The 16,674-nt window shown below is 70.4% G+C and carries 18 protein-coding genes; 11 read left to right on the plus strand and 7 right to left on the minus strand.

Annotation, left to right across the window (positions count from 1 at the left end; all coding sequences use genetic code 11):
- The first annotated feature begins 57 nt into the window (after positions 1-57).
- The 5 genes from ACZ432_RS04260 to ACZ432_RS04280 all read left to right on the plus strand — a co-directional run bounded on the left by ACZ432_RS04260 (position 58) and on the right by ACZ432_RS04280 (position 4,322).
- Positions 58-1,785 carry a CTP synthase gene (locus ACZ432_RS04260; RefSeq protein WP_426963063.1) on the plus strand — a complete coding sequence of 576 codons (1,728 nt, stop codon included), beginning with the start codon at positions 58-60 and terminating at the stop codon, positions 1,783-1,785.
- On the plus strand, positions 1,786-2,703 hold the full coding sequence (gene guaA / locus ACZ432_RS04265; RefSeq protein WP_426963062.1) for a glutamine-hydrolyzing GMP synthase: 918 nt from the start codon (positions 1,786-1,788) through the stop codon (positions 2,701-2,703).
- On the plus strand, positions 2,703-3,050 hold the full coding sequence (locus tag ACZ432_RS04270; RefSeq protein ID WP_426963061.1) for a DUF7126 family protein: 348 nt from the start codon (positions 2,703-2,705) through the stop codon (positions 3,048-3,050). The genes guaA and ACZ432_RS04270 overlap by 1 nt, the downstream gene beginning before the upstream one ends.
- A 123-nt stretch (positions 3,051-3,173) precedes the next feature.
- Complete coding sequence (locus ACZ432_RS04275; protein WP_426963060.1) at positions 3,174-3,530, plus strand: hypothetical protein; 357 nt, start codon at positions 3,174-3,176, stop codon at positions 3,528-3,530.
- A 141-nt stretch (positions 3,531-3,671) separates the two neighbouring features.
- The gene (locus ACZ432_RS04280) at positions 3,672-4,322 is read left to right on the plus strand and encodes a class I SAM-dependent methyltransferase (RefSeq protein ID WP_426963059.1); all 651 of its coding nucleotides are present in this window, start codon (positions 3,672-3,674) and stop codon (positions 4,320-4,322) included.
- A gap of 9 nt (positions 4,323-4,331) precedes the next feature.
- On the opposite strand, the gene ACZ432_RS04285 is transcribed toward ACZ432_RS04280, so the two are convergent.
- From ACZ432_RS04285 to ACZ432_RS04295, 3 genes are all read right to left on the minus strand, one after another.
- Positions 4,332-4,769: a DUF6653 family protein gene (locus tag ACZ432_RS04285; protein WP_426963058.1), complete on the minus strand. Its 438-nt coding sequence runs from the start codon at positions 4,767-4,769 to the stop codon at positions 4,332-4,334.
- A gap of 85 nt (positions 4,770-4,854) precedes the next feature.
- A complete protein-coding gene (gene carB / locus ACZ432_RS04290; RefSeq protein WP_426963057.1) occupies positions 4,855-8,199 on the minus strand; it encodes a carbamoyl-phosphate synthase large subunit in 3,345 nt (1,114 codons plus the stop codon).
- Between the two features lie 141 nt (positions 8,200-8,340).
- Positions 8,341-8,685 (minus strand): DUF5802 family protein, encoded by a 345-nt coding sequence (locus ACZ432_RS04295; RefSeq protein ID WP_426963109.1) that lies wholly within the window; start codon positions 8,683-8,685, stop codon positions 8,341-8,343.
- Between the two features lie 166 nt (positions 8,686-8,851).
- On the opposite strand from ACZ432_RS04295, the gene ACZ432_RS04300 reads away from it, so the two are divergent.
- Positions 8,852-9,301, plus strand: coding sequence for a universal stress protein (locus tag ACZ432_RS04300; RefSeq protein WP_426963056.1), 450 nt, complete (start codon positions 8,852-8,854; stop codon positions 9,299-9,301).
- A 45-nt stretch (positions 9,302-9,346) separates the two neighbouring features.
- Here ACZ432_RS04300 and ACZ432_RS04305 read toward each other — a convergent pair whose 3' ends face one another.
- From ACZ432_RS04305 to ACZ432_RS04315, 3 genes are all read right to left on the minus strand, one after another.
- Positions 9,347-9,994: a YqaA family protein gene (locus ACZ432_RS04305; protein ID WP_426963055.1), complete on the minus strand. Its 648-nt coding sequence runs from the start codon at positions 9,992-9,994 to the stop codon at positions 9,347-9,349.
- A gap of 104 nt (positions 9,995-10,098) precedes the next feature.
- Positions 10,099-10,659 carry a hypothetical protein gene (locus ACZ432_RS04310; RefSeq protein ID WP_426963054.1) on the minus strand — a complete coding sequence of 187 codons (561 nt, stop codon included), beginning with the start codon at positions 10,657-10,659 and terminating at the stop codon, positions 10,099-10,101.
- Positions 10,660-10,760: 101 nt separating this feature from the next.
- Positions 10,761-11,327: a peptidylprolyl isomerase gene (locus ACZ432_RS04315; protein ID WP_426963053.1), complete on the minus strand. Its 567-nt coding sequence runs from the start codon at positions 11,325-11,327 to the stop codon at positions 10,761-10,763.
- Between the two features lie 132 nt (positions 11,328-11,459).
- Between ACZ432_RS04315 and ACZ432_RS04320 the strand changes: the two genes are divergently transcribed.
- From ACZ432_RS04320 to ACZ432_RS04335, 4 genes are all read left to right on the plus strand, one after another.
- The gene (locus tag ACZ432_RS04320; protein ID WP_426963052.1) at positions 11,460-11,660 is read left to right on the plus strand and encodes a XapX domain-containing protein; all 201 of its coding nucleotides are present in this window, start codon (positions 11,460-11,462) and stop codon (positions 11,658-11,660) included.
- An 89-nt stretch (positions 11,661-11,749) separates the two neighbouring features.
- On the plus strand, positions 11,750-13,063 hold the full coding sequence (locus ACZ432_RS04325; protein ID WP_426963051.1) for a 5'-deoxyadenosine deaminase: 1,314 nt from the start codon (positions 11,750-11,752) through the stop codon (positions 13,061-13,063).
- An 82-nt stretch (positions 13,064-13,145) separates the two neighbouring features.
- The gene (locus ACZ432_RS04330) at positions 13,146-14,435 is read left to right on the plus strand and encodes a glucose-6-phosphate isomerase (protein ID WP_426963050.1); all 1,290 of its coding nucleotides are present in this window, start codon (positions 13,146-13,148) and stop codon (positions 14,433-14,435) included.
- A gap of 41 nt (positions 14,436-14,476) precedes the next feature.
- Positions 14,477-15,298, plus strand: coding sequence for a CPBP family intramembrane glutamic endopeptidase (locus ACZ432_RS04335; protein ID WP_426963049.1), 822 nt, complete (start codon positions 14,477-14,479; stop codon positions 15,296-15,298).
- A 27-nt stretch (positions 15,299-15,325) separates the two neighbouring features.
- On the opposite strand, the gene ACZ432_RS04340 is transcribed toward ACZ432_RS04335, so the two are convergent.
- Positions 15,326-15,946: a DsbA family oxidoreductase gene (locus tag ACZ432_RS04340; RefSeq protein ID WP_426963048.1), complete on the minus strand. Its 621-nt coding sequence runs from the start codon at positions 15,944-15,946 to the stop codon at positions 15,326-15,328.
- Positions 15,947-16,075: 129 nt separating this feature from the next.
- On the opposite strand from ACZ432_RS04340, the gene ACZ432_RS04345 reads away from it, so the two are divergent.
- Positions 16,076-16,636, plus strand: coding sequence for a response regulator (locus tag ACZ432_RS04345; RefSeq protein WP_426963047.1), 561 nt, complete (start codon positions 16,076-16,078; stop codon positions 16,634-16,636).
- Positions 16,637-16,674: the final 38 nt, after the last annotated feature.

The raw sequence follows: 16,674 nt of genomic DNA on the forward strand, positions 1-16,674 counted from the left end.
GGCCGCACACGAGGGGGCTCCCGAAACGGTTTAGGAGGATGCTCGCACACCTTCGGTATGCCGACGGATCCCGATACGGGGTACGACCCCTCGCTGGGTCGGAAGTTCGTTTTCGTCACCGGAGGTGTCATGTCCGGGCTCGGCAAGGGAATCACCGCCGCCAGCACCGGCCGACTCCTCGAGAACGCGGGCTTCGACGTGACGGCGGTCAAGATCGACCCCTACCTGAACGTCGACGCCGGAACGATGAACCCCTACGAACACGGCGAGGTGTACGTCCTGAAGGACGGCGGCGAGGTCGACCTCGACCTGGGGAACTACGAGCGGTTCCTCGGCGTCGACATGACCTCCGACCACAACGTCACGACGGGCAAGACCTATCAACACGTCATCGAGCGGGAGCGCGCCGGCGACTACCTGGGCAAGACGGTCCAGATCATCCCCCACGTCACCGACGACATCAAGCGTCGGATCCGCGAGGCCGCGGAGGGCTCCGACGTGTGCATCGTCGAGATCGGCGGAACGGTCGGGGACATCGAGTCGATGCCGTTCCTCGAGTCGCTCCGACAGTTCTCCCACGAGGAGGACGAGGGCGACGTGCTCTTCACCCACGTCACGCTCGTTCCCTACTCGCAAAACGGCGAGCAGAAGACCAAGCCCACACAACACTCCGTCAAGGAGCTCCGGAGCATCGGCCTCCAGCCAGACATCCTCGTCGGGCGCGCGGACGACGAGCTGGACCCGGACGTGAAAGAGAAGATCGCGCTGTTCTGTGACGTGCCGACGGAGGCGGTCTTCTCGAACCCGGACGTGGAGGACGTCTACCACGTCCCGCTGGTCGTCGAGGACGAGGGGCTCGACGAGTACGTGATGGAACGGCTGAACCTCGCCGACGAGGCGCTCCCGAAGGCGGAGCGGTCCACGCGGTGGCGCGAGCTGGTGACCCGCGACCGCGAGACGGAGATCGACGTGGCGCTGGTCGGCAAGTACGGGCTGGAGGACGCGTACATGTCGATCCACGAGGCGCTGAAACACGCCGGCATCCACACCGAGACCGAGGTGAACGTGCTGTGGGTCGACGCCGACGAGATGGCGGAGAAACACACCGAGCGCCTCCAACAGGCGGACGGTATCGTCGTCCCCGGCGGGTTCGGCTCCCGCGGCACGGAGGGGAAGATCGAGGCGATCCGGTACGCCCGCGAGCACGACGTTCCCCTGCTGGGGCTGTGTCTCGGCTTCCAGCTCTCCGTGGTCGAGCACGCGCGCAACGTCCTCGGGATGGAGGGCGCCCACTCCGCGGAGCTGGACGAGGAGACGCCGCACCCCGTCATCGACCTCCTCCCGGAGCAGTACGAGACCGAGGACATGGGCGGCACGATGCGGCTCGGCGCCCACGTGACCGACATCGACGAGGGGACGCTCGCCCACGAGGTGTACGAGGCCGACTCCTGTACGGAGCGGCACCGACACCGCTACGAGGTGAACCCCGAGTACATCGACGACCTGGAGACCGAGGGACTGGTCTTCTCCGGCCGCGCGGACAACCGGATGGAGATCCTCGAGCGCGAGGACCACCCCTTCTTCTTCGGCACGCAGGCGCACCCCGAGTTCCGGTCGCGGCCCGACCGCGCGAGCCCCCCGTTCGTGGCGTTCGTCGAGGCGGTGCTCGACCTGGCGGACGCCGCGGCCGACGGCGGCGCGGACGACGCGGACGGCGCGGCGAGCGAATCGGCGGACGACACGACGACGGAATCAGCGGACGCACCCAACGAGGTTTCCCTATAAATGGTTGACGCGGAGGCATTCATCGACGAGGCGGTCGCAGAGATACGCGAACAGGTCGGCGACTCGAACGCGGTGATCGCGCTGTCGGGCGGGGTCGACTCCTCGGTCGCGGCGACGCTCGCCTACGAGGCGGTCGGCGACCAGCTCACCCCGGTGTACGTGGACACGGGCCTGATGCGGAAGGGCGAGACCGAGGAGATCCGCGAGACGTTCTCCTTCATGGAGTCGCTGCGCGTGGTCGAGGCCGCGGACCGCTACTTCGACCGGCTGGAGGGCGTCACCGACCCCGAGGAGAAGCGGAAGGTCATCGGCGACCAGTTCATCAAGGAGTTCGAGCGCGAGGCGCGCGAGGTGGACGCCGACGTGCTCGTGCAGGGGACCATCTACCCCGACCGCATCGAGTCCGAGGGGAACATCAAGTCCCACCACAACGTCGGCGGGCTTCCCGAAGTCGTCGACTTCGAGGCCATCGTCGAGCCGGTCCGCGACCTCTACAAGGACGAGGTCCGCGAGGTCGCCCGCGAACTCGGCCTCGAGGAGATAATCTCGGAGCGCATGCCGTTCCCCGGTCCGGGGCTCGCGGTCCGCGTCGTCGGCGAGGTGACCCGCGAGAAGGCCGAGGTGGCCCGCGAGGCGTGCCACGTCGTCGAGGAGGAGCTGGAGGAGTACGAGCCGTGGCAGGCGTTCGCGGCCGTGCTCGGCAAGGCGACCGGCGTGAAGGGCGACAACCGCGTCCACGGCTGGGTGGTGGCGGTGCGCTCCGTCGAGAGCCGCGACGGGATGACCGCCCGCGCACAGGAGATCGACTGGTCGACGCTCCAGCGCATCCAGAGCCGGATCACCGGCGAGAACGACAACGTGGCGCGCGTCCTCTACGACGTGACCCACAAACCGCCCGCGACCATCGAGTACGAGTGATGGCGGGAGCCACCACCCGCGCCGTCGTCGCCGGCCCCGACGAGCACGGCCTCGGCGACGCGCTCGAGGCCGAGGGCGCCGCCGTGACGCGCATCGAGGCCGAGGTCTCCGCGAGCGTGCTGGAGGAGGCGGGCATCGCGGACGCCGACCTGCTCGTCCTGACCGACGTGGAGGAGGCGACCGGCATCCCGGTCGCGAAGGAGCTGAACCCGGACGTGCGCGTCGTCACCTACGCCAACCGCTCGCTGCCGGAGTTCGTCGCCGCGGTCGCAGATCTTGCCGTCGACCCCGACCTGCTCGACGCCGCGACGGTCGCCGAGGAGCTGCTCGCCGACGGCGACGCCTGATCGGGGGAGCGCGGTTGGGTGCCGTCGCAGTTCGGTGCCGTCGCAGTTCGGTGCCGTCGCAGTTCGAGGGATGTCCGTTTCTTCTGGAAGAAAGTATTTGATACTGCAATAGGGAACCCCGTCATGATCAGGCGGCTTCTCTCGGCGGTTCTCGGGGCGATCGTCGTGCTTCCGCCGGTCGTTCTCGATCCGTGGAACTACGGATACGTCTGGGTCGCCGTCGGCGGCGCGGTCGTCGGGCTGGCGGTGGCTCAAAGCTGGTGGCAGTGGGAGCTTCGCACGCCCGCGGTCCTCGCGGCGCTCTGGCTCGCACTCGTCTACTGGCACGTCCTCACCTGGCAGCCGCCGGAGTCGGGGCTCGGGGCGGGAGCGTTTCCCCCACAGCGCACGCTCGTCTACGCGTGGCCGGGGCTCCTCTTCGTCGGAGGTCTCGTCGCCGTGATGGAGCGGAACCTCCGACTGATGAATCGGAACGAGTGAGAGGTCCCTCCGCATCCGGTCAGCGACCACGTCCGCGGCCATCCGTTCGGTTTGGTTCAGTTCGCGTCGCCGTCCGCGGAGGACGCTCGCGCACAGCCGCCAGCCACCGAGGTTTTACGCGCCCGCCCCGTCGGTCCGGAGGTGAACGAGAACGACGTGCTCGCGAGCTGGGCGGACCGCGCGGGCGAATACTCCCCCGACTACTACGCCCACTACGGCGCGGACGAGCGCAGCGAGCGCGTCCGCGCGCACCTCGACGAGCGCGTCGACGCCGACGCCGCGGTCCTCGAAGTCGGCTGTAGCGCCGGCCGCCACCTCGAACACCTCCGCGAGGCCGGATACGCGGACCTCCACGGCATCGAGATCAACGAGACCGCCTTCGACGTGATGGCCGACGAGTATCCCGACCTGTTCGCGGCCGGCACCTTCCACGCGGCCGCGGTCGAGGACGTGTTCCCCGACGTCGCGGACGACCGCTACGACGCCGTTTTCTCCGTCGAGACGCTCCAGCACGTCCACCCCGACAACGCGTGGGTGTTCGACGACCTCGTCCGCGTCGCCCGCGACCTGATCGTCACCGTCGAGATCGAGACCGGCGAGGAGGGCGGGCCCGCCCCGTCCGCGGACGCCGCGGACGACGACGCGAACGTCAACTACGTCGACGACGACGTGCCGCTCTACTACCGCGACTGGGCGTCGGTGCTCGGCGACCGCGGCTGCGAGCAGATCGCGGCCGAGACCGTCGGAAACGACACGCTGCGCGCGTTCGTGCCGCCGGCCGCCGACGACTGACCGACACGCTCACTCGGATCGTGCCTCGTCGTACCGCTGAACCAGCGCCCCGACGTACCAGAACTTCAGCAGGACGGACCCCAAGCCGCCGAGCACCGCCCGAACCGGGTTCCCGCGGTAGGCGGCGACGAACGCGTACGCCGTCACGGGGAGGTTGAGCAGGTTGAGGACGCTCGGGTAGGCGGTCGCGAGGACCGGCTCCCCGCGCTCCTCGGTCCACCACCGCTCCGCGAGCACGACCCGCGTCATCCACGCGTCGTCGTCCGCGGGCGGCGAGAACAGGACCGGGTTGACGACGGTGAATCCGACCGCAGCCCCCGCCAGTTTCCAGTCCCGCCGGTAGACGGCGTAGAGGAGCGCCGGGAGGATCAGGACCCGGCTCCAGCCGCTCTTCGGGTTCGAGTGCCGTTCCCAGAACGCCGCTCGGAGTCGTGAAACCGCGGTCATACGTACCGATACGGCCCGGTTCGCAAAGAGTTGGAGGTCGGTCAGCGACCGACGGACGCTCCGACCGCCGCCGGCCCGCCTCGCCCTACTTCCCCCACTCGGCGACGCGCTTCGGGCGGTCCGAGACCGCCATCACGTCGAGGTCGTCGTTCGCGTGGTCGAGGGCTTCGAGCGCCGCCTTCGCGCTCGCGTGCGTCGAGAAGTAGGTGATCTCCTCCTCGACGGCGACCTCCAGCAGGTCGCGCTGGCGGGAGACGATGAGGTCGAGTTCGCCGGCCTGCGCGGCCTCGATGAGGTCCGTCGCCTCGCTCAGCTCGAAGTGCTCGGCGTAGCCCTCGACGAGCGCCTCGCCTTCCTCGGTGTCGGGGTCCGGGAACTCCTCGGCGGAGAGATCGACGACCGCGGTCCCCGACTCGGGGATGGGCTTGCCGGTCGCGTCCTGCGCTTTCCCGTACGCCTTGCCGAAGGAGGTCGCGGTGCCCATCACCTCGCCGGTGGACTTCATCTCCGGGCCGAGCCGCGGGTCCGAGCCGGGCAGGCGGTCGAACGGGAGGACGACCTCCTTCACGCTCAGGTGCTCGGGGATCTGCTCGTCGGCGTCGATGTCCGCGAGCGACTCGCCGGCCATCACGCGCGCGGCGAGCTTGGCGATGGGGACGCCCGTCGCCTTCGAGACGAACGGGACCGTGCGCGAGGAGCGCGGGTTCGCCTCCAGCACGTACACCTCGGCCTCCTCGGCCGGGTCGTGGACGCCCGTCACCGCGAGCTGGACGTTCAGCAGGCCGACCGTGTCGAGCGCGGTCGCGATGTCCTCGGTCACCTCGCGCACGCGGCCGAGGGTCTCCTCCGAGAGCGAGCGCGGCGGGATGACGCACGCGGAGTCGCCGGAGTGGACGCCCGCGCTCTCGACGTGCTCCATCACGCCGCCGAGCAGCACGTCCTCGCCGTCCGAGACCGCGTCCACGTCGAGCTCCACCGCGTCCGCGAGGAACTGGTCGACGAGGATGGGCTTGTCCGGCGAGACGCGCACCGCCTCGTCGATGTACGTCTCCAGTTCCGCGTCGTCCTCGACGACGCGCATCGCGCGCCCGCCGAGCACGTAGGAGGGGCGCACGAGGACCGGATAGCCGACCTCGTGGGCCAGCTCCAGCGCCTCCTCGCGGCTGGTCGCGGTGCCGCCGACGGGCTGGGCGATGCCCAGCTCGTCCATCAGGGCGTTGAACCGGTCGCGGTCCTCCGCGAGGTCCATCGCTTCGACAGAGGTGCCCATGACCTCGCAGTCGAGCCCGCGGCGGTCGAGTTCGGCCTCCAGGGGTTCGCCGACGTTGACGGAGGTCTGGCCGCCGAATTGGACCATCACGCCGTCGGCGCCCGTGGACTCGACCACGTCCGCGACCTCCTCGGCGGTGATCGGCTCGAAGAACAGGCCGTCCGAGGTGTCGTAGTCGGTCGACACCGTCTCGGGGTTGTTGTTGATCACGTGGGCGTCGATGCCCATCTCGCGGAGCGCGCGGACGGCGTGGACCGCGCAGTAGTCGAACTCCACGCCCTGCCCGATGCGGATCGGGCCGCCGCCGACCACCACGACGCTCTCCACGTCGGGGTCGATGCGGAGCTCGTCGTGGTACGCCGAGCCCGCGCTCGCGCCGCCGTCGCCCGCGAGGTACTCCGGCAGCCGCGAGGAGTAGTAGTACGGGGTCGTCGCCTCGAACTCGCCGGCGCAGGTGTCGACCTGCTTGTAGCTGCGGTCCGGCACCGCGGCCTCCACGTCGTCGACGGTCGTGGCCCCCTCGCTGCCCGCTCCGCCCTCGCCGCCGGCCGCCGCGGCGGCGGTCGCTGCGCCGGTCGCCACCTCCGCGGCGGAGCTCTCGCCAGTCGTCGCGCTCGCGGCGACCTCGGCGTCGGTGAACCCGGCCTCCGCGGCCGTCACAAGGTCGCCCTCCGCGGCCGCCTCGGAGGCGTCCGCGACGGTCTCGAACCGCTCGACGTACCACTCCTTGATCCCCGTCAGGTCGACCACCTCGTCGACCGAGAAACCGCGGTCGAACGCCTCGAAGATGGCGTACGGGCGGTCCGGCGTCGGCGTCTCCAGGTAGTCGGTCGCCAGCTCCTCGTCGCTCACCTCGTCCCACTCGACCGCGGGGTCGTACTCCGAGGAGCGCAGCGCCTTCAGCAGGCTCTCCTCGAAGGTGCGGCCGATGGACATCGCCTCGCCGGTCGACTTCATCGCGGTGCCCAGCTCGAAGTCCACGTCGTCGAACTTGTCGATGGGCCAGCGCGGCACCTTCGTGACGACGTAGTCGATGGCGGGCTCGAAGGCCGCGGTCGTCTCCCCGGTGATCTCGTTGTCGATCTCGTGGAGGCGCTTGCCGAGCGCGACCTTCGCGGTGACGCGGGCGATGGGGTAGCCGGTCGCCTTCGACGCGAGCGCGGAGGAGCGCGAGACGCGCGGGTTCACCTCGACGACGCGGTACTCGCCGCCGGGGGTGCCGTCGTCGCGCCACGCGAACTGGATGTTACAGCCGCCCTGAATGCCGAGTTCGCGGATGACGCCGAGCGCGGCGTCGCGCATCTCCTGGTGGCCGTCGTCGGGGATCACCTGCGACGGGGTCACGACCGTCGACTCGCCGGTGTGGATCCCCATCGGGTCGAGGTTCTCCATGTTGCAGATGATGATACAGGAGTCGTCGGCGTCCCGCATCACCTCGTACTCCAGCTCGACCCAGCCTGCGATGGACTCGGTGATCAGCACCTCGCCGTTCCGCGAGAGGCGCAGCCCCTTGCGGACGCGCTCGACGAGCTCGTCGAACTCCTCGACGACCCCGGAGCCGGAGCCGCCGAGCGTGTAGGTCGTCCGCGCGATGACGGGGAGCCCGCCGACCTCGTCGACCGCGGCCTGCACGCGCTCGCGGAACGCCGCCTCGTCGAAGTCGGTGACGGACTCGCCCTCGGAAAGCGAGATGGTCGTGGACGCGGGGACGGGCTGGCCGATGTTCTCCATCCGCTGGCGGAAGAGGTCGCGGTCCTCCGTCGCGTAGATGGTGTCCAGCGGCGTGCCCATGATCTCCACGTCGTGTTCCTCCAGGATGCCCTGCTCGGCGAGTTCGGCGGTGACGTTGAGTCCGGTCTGGCCGCCGAGACCGGCGATCACGCCGTCGGGCTGCTCCTCGCGGATGATCTCCGCGATGGCCTCGGGCGTGATGGGCTCGATGTAGACGCGGTCGGCCATCTCCGGGTCCGTCATGATCGTCGCGGGGTTGGAGTTGACCAGAACGACTCGGGCCCCCTCCTCCTGGAGGGCGCGACACGCCTGCGCGCCGGAGTAGTCGAACTCCGCGGCCTGTCCGATCTGGATCGGTCCGCTTCCGATGAGGAGGATCGTGCGGTCCTCGGACGCCGTACCGTCCTGAGACCCCTTCGAGTCGGTCATCACCTCTCCGTGGTGCGCACATCGTAATAAGGTCGGCGAAAGAGTGCGAATCTCGCAGGAAGATTTCGAATTTCGCAAGGCATGGTGTGACGTAGCACGCTCGGCGCGGTAGCGAGGCGGCCGCGAGGCTGAACGCGGCGGTCAGGCGTTGGTCGCGGGCTCGTACCCCTCCCAGCGGAGGATGTCGGCTGCGCGGTCGGCGTCCGCGAGCAGGACGCTTCGCGCGGCCGGGAGGTCGTCGTCGGCAAGCTCCTGTGGGACCGCGAGCGTCCCGGTCGGCACGTCGTCGTCGCCCGCGACCGGGATGTGGCTCCGGTCGAGCTTCATCACGAGCGGCGCGTCGAGGCGCTCCACGCCCTCGCCGGTGGCGTAGAGCTGTTCGTTGACGCGCTCGTGGTCCGCACGGCGGATGACCGCGCGGTCGCCGTCGTGCGGTTCCACGTACAACTTGCCGAGGTAGTAGCCGCTTGAGAAGCGTTCGAACATGCTGTGCATGTGAGTGTCTACCACGGGTGGGTATAAGCCTTGTCGACAACCCTTATACCGACGTACGAGGCGACCGGTTCCGGACCGCGGGGCCGCCGCGACGGGAGCGATGCGGCCGGGGCGTCCGCCGCGTCATTTATGCGGCTACCGGATGAGTCGAGGAACGATGTACGACAGCATCCTCCTGCCGACCGACGGAAGCGAGGGCGTCGAGCGCGCGACCGAGCACGCCATCGAGACCGCCGAGCGCTACGACGCGACGCTCCACGTGCTGTACGTCGTGGACAGCGACGTGGTGAACGCCTACTCCGGCGACGAGTTCGTCCACGAGTTCGAGGGCGTCGAACAGACGCTGGAGGACACCGGGCTGGAGGCCGTCGGCGACATCGCCGAGCGCGCGGCGTCGGCCGGCGTCGACGAGGTCGTCACCGAGGTCGTTCACGGCGACCCGCACGAGGAGATCCTCCGCTACATCGACGACGAGGACATCGGCCTGACGGTGATGGGGTCGAAGGAGCGCTCCGGCGACTACCGCCGGATGCTCGGCTCCGTCACGGAGCGCGTCGCTCGCGGGTCGAGCAGGCCGGTGACCATCGTGAAGACGAGCGTCGCGTAGCGCGGTCCGCCCCATCGAGACGGTCGCGCGATCCTCGGTCGCGCCTTAGAACACCGCGAGCGCGCCGCCGACGAGCAGGATGGTGACCACGAGGCGACCGAGGCTCCCGAAGAACGTCGCGACCGCGAACTTCCGATAGTCGCGCTCCAGCACCGCGAACGCGTAGATGGAGATCGTGTCGGGGAAGAAGGGGACGCACAGCGCGAGCGCCAGTCCGGCGTAGCCGTACCGGCGCGCGACCGTCACCGTGCGCTTCTGTGACCACTCCACCACGTCGAACCGCGACCGCTCCAGCCACCGGATCACCGGGCCCGCGCGCTTGGCCTCCTGGCCGAGGTGGAACGCGAACAGGCTCCCGAGCGCCTTGCCGGTCGCGCTCACGAGCATTATCAGCCCCAGCACCGCCCAGTAGGGGATCCCGAGGTCCAGCGGCGCCGCCAGCACCACCTCGCTGGGGCCGGGCAGCGCGAAAGCGATCAGGAAGGAGTAGACGAAGATGACCCCGAGCCCGCCCCAGCCGGTTGCCGACTCGACGGCGCTCTGTGACACCGAGACGATCGTCGACCAGATCGTCTCGAACGCCGCGGCCGACAGAAGGGACTCGAGCGCCACAGCGCCTGCGAGACCGTCGAGCGCGGCTATCGTCCGGAGGGCGTCGAGCGTCGCAGCCGGGAGGAGGGTACCCACACCCATTCGCCTCGGCGTTCCCGGCGTGCGGTGTTAAACCTGTTCGATTCGGTCACGCGACGCGCTCGCCCGTCCGCAACCCGCGTCAGCCGGCGGAGCGGTTCCGGTGCTCAACAGGCCGCGTACGTCGCATCGAGCGTCCCGGCGTTCTCGTTGACGACCACCTCGAAGTGCCCGTGGCACTCGCTGGTCACGACGGTCAGCGTCGCGGCCGCGTCGCCGAGCTCGGCCCGTACCGGAAACTCCCGGACACCGTCGTACCGGTCGGCGAGCGTCTCGAACGCGTACGCGACCGTCGTCGCCTCCGGGGGCACCGCGACGGACTCGTCGAACAGGGGCTCGTCCCCGGAGGCTTCCCCGTCGGGCGGTCTCACGACGACGCGGACCTCGTGTGTCTCGTCGTCCCGGTTGTCCAGCCGGAGGCGTTTGTCGTAGTCGGGTTCGTTTGCCGCCTCGTGCCACGGCGCGGCGTCGTCGCTCCCTCCGCTCTCGTCGGTCCCCCCTTCGGCCGACGGCTCCGCGGCGGTCCTCGCGTCCTCCGCGGTCCGCGTACGGGTCGGCGTCGCGGTCGGCCGGTCCGTCCGGTCCGAGCGTCCGTCGATGTCCGCGCAGCCGGCGAGGGAGGCGACGCCGACCGCGGCTGCTGCGAGCACGCGCCGTCTGGAGGGCATACGCCGGCGTTCGTCGGGTCGATAAAGGGCCTTGTGGGTGGGGAGACGGTCGGGGCCCTGATCGGCGACGTGACGGAGAGAGAAACGGCTGCTTCGGCGCCCTACTCGTCGACCGCGACGGACTCGATCTCGACGTCGCGCTGCGGCTTGTCGCGGCGGTCGGTCGGGAGCGAGCCGATCTCCTCGACGACGTCCATTCCGTCGATGACCTGCCCGAAGACGGCGTGCTTGCCGTCGAGGTGCGGCGTCGCGTCCAGCGTGATGAAGAACTGCGAGCCGTTGGTGTTCGGGCCGGAGTTCGCCATCGAGAGGATCCCCGGGCCGTCGTGGGTGAGGTCGTCGTGGAACTCGTCGTCGAACTGGTAGCCGGGGCCGCCGCGACCGGTCTCCTCGGGGTCGCCGCCCTGGATCATGAAGTCGTCGATGACGCGGTGGAAGACGATGCCCTCGTACAGCGAGTCGCCGCGGACCTCGCCCGTCTCGGGGTCCTCCCAGGTGTTCGTGTCGACCGCGGGCTCGGCGTCCGCGGCGGGGTCGTGACGCGCGAGGCCGAGGAAGTTCTCGACCGTACGCGGCGCGCGGTCCTGGAACAGCTCGACCGTGATGTCGCCGTAGTTCGTCGACAGCGTGACCTGTGGGTTGTCGGGGTTGGAAACCTCTCGTGCCATGAGCGACGGGAGGCGGGCCGGGCGGAAAACCCTGCCCATCGCGGGTCGCGTGCGGTCGATCGTCTCGCGGTTTTCACACGGAGCCGACCGAACGCGGAGCCCTTTTGTCCGCGGGCGGGCGATGGGCGGGAAATGGCTTCCACAGCGACGCTGACGGTTCTCGCGACGCTCACGGGGCTGGCCGTGGGGTTCCTGTTCGCCTTCCTCCGCGTGCCGATCCCGGCCCCGCCGGAGCTGCCCGGTATCATGGGGATCGTCGGGATCTACCTGGGCTACAAGCTCGTCATGCGGCTGGACGTGGGGTTCGACCTGCTGGAGTCGCTCGGTCTCTGAGCGGCGGCCGCGAACGGAGGTCCGGTTTCGGACCGCGGCGACCGCGAACGGACACCCTCTTGTAGCCCCGCGGTCTCGAACGGACGGACATGTTGATCGCAGGCACCGTGGTCGCGGACGCGGACACGGTCATCGAGGACGGCGCGGTCGTGACGGAGGGATCGCGGATCGCCGCCGTCGGGGAGCGGGCGGACCTCGCCGAGACGTATCCGGACCACGAGCGGCGCGAGGCCGACATCGTCGCGCCGGGACTGGTGGGCGGGCACGTCCACTCGGTGCAGTCGCTCGGGCGCGGCATCGCCGACGACACCGCCCTGCTCGACTGGCTGTTCGAGGCGGTCCTGCCGATGGAGGCGGCGATGGACGCCGACGCGACGCGGGCGGCCGCGGAGCTGGGCTACCTGGAGTGTCTGGAGTCCGGCACCACGACCGTCCTCGACCACCTCTCGGTCCACCACGCCGAGGAGGCGTTCGAGGCCGCCGTCGAGACCGGGATCCGCGGTCGGCTCGGGAAGGTCCTGATGGACCACGACTCGCCGGAGGGGCTCGAACAGGACGCCGAGGCGGCGCTCGCGGAGAGCGAGGCGCTGATCCGGGAGTACCACGGCGCGGCCGACGGGCGCGTGCGCTACGCGATGACGCCGCGGTTCGCGGTCTCCTGCACCGAGGAGTGCCTCCGCGGCTGCCGGGAGATCGCGGACCGGCACGACGGCGTCACGATCCACACCCACGCCAGCGAGAACGAGGACGAGATCGCGGTCGTCGAGCGCGACACCGGGATGCGCAACGTCCTGTGGCTCGACGAGGTCGGCCTGACCGGGCCGGACGTGACGCTCGCCCACTGCGTCCACACCGACGAGGCCGAGCGCGAGGTGCTCGCGGACACGGACACAGTCGTCACGCACTGTCCCTCCTCGAACATGAAACTCGCCTCGGGGATCGCGCCGGTGCAGGACTACCTCGACCGCGGGATCACGGTCGCGCTCGGCAACGACGGCCCGCCCTGTAACAACACGCTCGACCCATTCACCGAGATGCGGCAGGCGAGCCTGCTCGGGAAGGTCGACGCGCGGGAGCCGACCCGGCTTCCGGCTTCGACCGTCCTCCGGATGGCGACCGAGGCGGGCGCCCGCGCGGCCGGCTTCGAGCGCATCGGCGCGCTCCGCGAGGGGTACCGCGCCGACCTGATCGGCCTCACCACGGACCTGACGCGTGCGACGCCGCTTCACGACCCGCTCTCCCACCTCGTGTACGCCGCCCACGGCGACGACGTGACGTTCACGATGGTCGACGGCGAGGTCCGCTACGCGGACGGCGAGCACGTCGGCATCGACGCGGCCGCGGTCCGCGAGCGCGCGACCCGCCACGCCCGGCGCATCGGCGAGGAAGCGGGCGTGCTCTGAGGGCGCCGCACCCGCTGCCGGCGATCCGGACCCCGGCCCCGCGACAGCAACCGATAAGTCGCGCTCGGCCGCCGGTTGAGGCATGCAAGTAGACCTCGGCAACGCCCTCGGCACGACGCCCGGGCTCTCGGAGGGGACGCTCGACCGACTCGACGACCGCGTGGCCGACGCCCACGAGCGGATCGCGGCCGGCCGCGCGGACCGCGAGTTCGGCTACGCGAGCCTCGCGCTCCCGGAGACCGCGGACCCGGACGCGATCCGTGCCGCAGTCGAGCCGTTCGGCCGTCCCGCGGCCGTGATCAACGTCGGCATCGGCGGGAGCGCGCTCGGGGCGGCGACCCTCTCGAACGCGCTCGACTCGCCGACGGACGCCTACTTCCTCGACAACGTCGACCCGGAGCACGTCGACGGGCTGCTGGCCGACCTCCCGCTCGAGGACGCCGTCGTCAACGTCGTCTCCAACTCCGGCACGACCGCGGAGACGCTGGCGAACTTCCTCGTCGTGCGCGAGGCGATGGCCGACGCGGGCGTCGACTGGACCGAGCGCACGTTCGTCACCACCGGGCCGGAGGGGAACCTCCGCCGCCTGGCCGAGAGACACGACCTCCCGGCGCTGGACGTGCCCGCGGGCGTTCCCGGTCGGTTCTCCGCGCTCTCGACGGTGGGACTCGCCTGCGCCGCGCTACAGGGCCACGACATCGAGGCGGTACTGGCCGGCGGCCGCGACGCGATGGGCGGGCTGTCGGGGTCGCTGTTCGAGACGCCGGGATACGCCTACGGCGCGGCGACGTACGCGCTCGCGGAGCGCGGCGCGGCGACGAACGCGGTGATGCCCTACGCCGAGTCGCTGGAGACGTTCGCCGAGTGGTTCGCCCAGCTGTGGGCCGAGAGCCTCGGCAAGGACGGAGTCGGCCAGACGCCGGCCCGCGCGCTCGGCGCGACGGACCAGCACTCCCAGCTCCAGCTCTACCGCGCCGGCCCGCCGGACAAGCTCGTGACGATGGTCCGGCCGCGCGATCGCTCGGACCGCGCCATCCCCGAGACGGACCTCGAGGGGCTCTCGTACCTCGGCGGGGCCTCGCTCGGGGAGCTGCTGGACGCCGAGTTCGAGGCGACGGAGGCGAGCCTCGCGGCCGCGGACGTGCCCAACGTCCGCGTCGAGATCGACCGCGTCGACGAGCGCTCGCTGGGCGAACTGCTGTACGGGATGGAGGCGGCCTGCGTGCTCTACGGCGAACTGGCGAGCGTGGAGACGTTCACCCAGCCCGCGGTCGAGTGGGGGAAGAAAGCGGCCCGCGGCCTGCTCGGCGGCGGCGACTTCCCGGAGGCCGACGCGGTCGCCGAGAAGCGGGAACTGCTGGTCGGGGAGTAGTTCCGGAGCGCCTATACGCCGCCTCGCCCAACCGAGGGGCAATGACGCAGGCGGACGAAGGCCCCGACGCGGCCCCCGGGACGGCGTCGAGCGACGCCGCGACCGACGCGCGAGTCGGGGGTCCGGAGTCGGAGGAACTCGTCACCGACCCCGCCGCGGCCGCGTTCCGGCTCGGGCAGGCCGTCCTCGTCGTGCTGGGGGCGTTCTTCGCCGCGGTCGCGGTGACCGGCTGGGGAACCGACGCGCTCGTCGGCCTCGGCCTCCTGACGCCGGAGACGTCCCTGCACACGATCGCCCAGACGGTCCTGCAGTTCCTCGGGTTCGGGATCGGCGTCGCCGGCTTCCTCGCGCTCGCCGACGAGCCGGGGCTGATCAGGGTCCGCGCGCTCGACCGGCGGGACGCGCTGTTGATCGGCGGCGGGGTCGTCGTGCTGCTTGTCCTCCAGTTCGCGCTGCTGTACGCGCTCCAGGTTCTCGGCCTGTCGACGGGAGAGAACCGGGCGATGCTGCCCGGCCGCGAGGACCCGACCTACTTCCTCTACATGGTGGTCGTCTCGGTGCTCGTCGTCGGCCCGGCCGAGGAGCTGCTGTTCCGGGGCGTCGTGCAGGGGCTGCTCCGGCGGGCGTTCGCCGCGTGGCCGGCGATCCTCATCGCCGGCACCGTCTTCGGCCTGATCCACTTCCCGTCGGTGCAGGGGGGCACGGTCGAGGCGCTGCTGTACGGCGTCGTCGCGACGCTGCTCGGCTGTCTGCTGGGGTACCTTTACGAACGCAGCGGGAACCTCGCCGTGCCGTCGCTCGCGCACGGGCTCTACAACGCGACGCTGTTCGGGATCCAGTACGCGGCGGCCGTCGGGGTCTGAGCCCGTTCTCGAAGCGCCCGGGGCGCGTCAGGCGCCCTCGACCAGCCGCTCCAGATGCTCCGGCGGGACGGCGCCGCTCGCGGCGTACTCGTCGTAGACCCACGTCGGGACGCCGGTGACGCCGGCGCGCTTCGACTCCTCGAAGGCCGCCGCCAGCCGGTCGTGCCACTCCTCGTCGGCGACCGCCTCGCGGATCTCCTCGGGGTCGAGGCCGACGTCCGCGGCCACGTCGACGATCACGTCGGGGTCACCGATGTCGCGACCGTCCTTCCAGAGGGCGTCCAGCAGCGCCTCGTCGAACGCCCGCCAGGACTCGGGATGGGTCTCGCGGACGTACAGCGACGCCTGCTGGGTGTTCCACGAGTCCACGTCCTTGCGGAGCTCCTGGGCCATCTCGGCGTCGTAGCGGTCCTGGAGCTTCCGGACGTTCTGGCGCGCCTGTTCGTAATACTCCTCGTCCTTCCCGTCGTCGGCGGCCGCGTCGATCTCGCCGTCGGGGCCGCGCTCGCGCCCGCGGAGGTCGAAGGGGTGCCACTCCAGCTCGAGCGGCTCCTCGCGCTCCTCCTGGTAGCGGTCGAGCGCGACGCGACCGAGGTAACAGAACGGACAGACGTAGTCGGAGTAGACTTCGAGGGTGGTCTCGCTCACGTTCGATCAAGGGGGTCGACGCCCGAAAAGGCGTTCGTGGTCGGCGCGCCGCGCGCACGACCGCGCGGGAGTCGGCGAACGGCCACCTCCTTTTTGAGGATGGGGTCCCGATGATGTTCGATGAGGAACATGAGTTCCACACGCGACCCCGTCGTGCTGGCGGTCGACGACGATACGGAGGTGCTCGAGACGTACCGCCTCTGGCTCCGTGACGGGTTCGAGGTGCGGACCGCCCCGGACGGGGAGACCGCACTGGAGACGCTCGGCGACGACGTCGACGTGGTCCTGCTCGACCGCATGATGCCCGGCCTCTCCGGCGGCGAGGTTCTCGACCGGATTCGGGAGCGGGAGGTGGACCCGGCCGTCGTGATGTTGACCGCGCTGGATCCCGACTTCGACGTGGTCGAGATGCCGTTCGACGCGTACCTCACCAAGCCGACGACGCGGGAGGAGCTCCGCGGCGCCGTCGAGACGCTGATCGAGCGCGAGAACTACAGCGCGAAGCTCCGTGCGTACTGCTCGCTCGTCGAGCGCCGGGCGACCCTGGAGGCGAACAAGTCCGACGCCGAGCTACGCGACCACGAGGGGTACGCGAGGCTGCAGAACCGGATCGACCGGTTGGAGTCCGAGCTCGGCGAGGACCTGGAGCTGGACCACGAGGGGTTCGTGGCGGTCGCACAGGAGCTGTAGCCCCGTTTGGACCGCAGGACTGTTATACGACCGCGGCG

Source organism: Haloparvum alkalitolerans (assembly GCF_055381565.1).